We start from the raw sequence: 1,215 nt of genomic DNA, 5'->3' as shown, positions 1-1,215 counted from the left end.
CATGATCCGGTGCGCTGGAAATATCACGCCATTGGCAATTACGTCCTGAATGGCAAGAAGCCGCCGCGCCACGGCGCGATCTGAGGAGCCCGCATGGCCAAGAAGGAAATCCGTCTCAACGCATTCAACATGAATTGCGTCAGCCACATCAACCACGGCCTGTGGACGCACCCGCGCGACCGCTCGCAGGACTACACCGACATCGCCTACTGGACCGACCTGGCGCGCCTGCTGGAACGCGGCAAGTTCGATGGCCTGTTCCTGGCCGATATCGTGGGCGTCTATGACGTCTACCAAGGCAATACCGATCTCACCCTGCGCGAGACCATACAGCTGCCCGTGAACGACCCGCTGATGCTGGTCTCGGCAATGGCGGCAGTGACCGAGCACTTGGGCTTTGGCGTGACCGCCAACCTGACCTATGAGGCCCCGTTCCTGTTTGCGCGCCGCATGTCCACGCTGGATCATTTAAGTCGTGGCCGCGTGGGCTGGAATATCGTCACCGGTTATCTCGACAGCGCCGCGCGCGCCATGGGCCTGCACGAACAACTGGAACACGACCAGCGCTATGACCGCGCCGATGAATTCATGGAAGTGGTCTACAAGCTCTGGGAAGGCAGCTGGGAAGACGGTGCCGTGGTGCGCGACCGTGCGCGCCGCGTCTATGCCGACCCGGCCAAGGTGCACAAGATCGCGCATCACGGCGACTACTACCATGTCGAAGGCATCCACCTGAGCGAACCGTCGCGTCAGCGTACGCCCGTGCTGTATCAAGCCGGTTCGTCCGGACGCGGGCAGGCCTTCGGTGCACGCCATGCGGAATGCGTTTTCATCTCCAGCCAGAGCAAGGACGCCACGCGCAAGCTGGTGCAGAGCATCCGTGACGGTGCGGTGCGTGAGGGACGCGATCCGGATGCCATCAAGATCTTCATGGGCCTGACGGTGGTAACCGGCCGTACTGACGAGGAGGCCCGGGAACGCTTCCGCGAATACGCCAGCTACGCCAGTCCCGAAGCGGGGCTCGCGCATTTCTCGGCGGGCACCGGTATCGACTTTTCGAAGTACGAGCTGGATGAACCGATCCGTGCGGCCAAGACCAATGCCATCGAATCGCTGACCAAGGTGGTCACGCAACCGGAGCTGAACTGGTCCAAGCGCAAGCTGCTGCAACAGCTCGAACTGGGCGGCCGTTATGCCAGCATTGTGGGCGCGCCC

Annotated in this window: 1 protein-coding gene; it reads left to right on the top strand. The window is 62.4% G+C overall.

All coding sequences use genetic code 11. The annotated features are described in order from the left end of the window. Positions 1-93 precede the first annotated feature (93 nt). On the top strand, positions 94-1,215 hold a 1,122-nt coding region (locus B3873_RS21980), incomplete at its 3' end, for an LLM class flavin-dependent oxidoreductase (protein WP_286869079.1).

This window comes from Herbaspirillum sp. UBA812 (genome assembly GCF_002296545.1).
In the GTDB taxonomy this organism is placed as follows: domain Bacteria; phylum Pseudomonadota; class Gammaproteobacteria; order Burkholderiales; family Burkholderiaceae_D; genus Herbaspirillum; species Herbaspirillum huttiense.
Note: the sequence above shows the minus strand (reverse complement) of the source record. Positions and strands in the feature narration are given on the sequence as shown.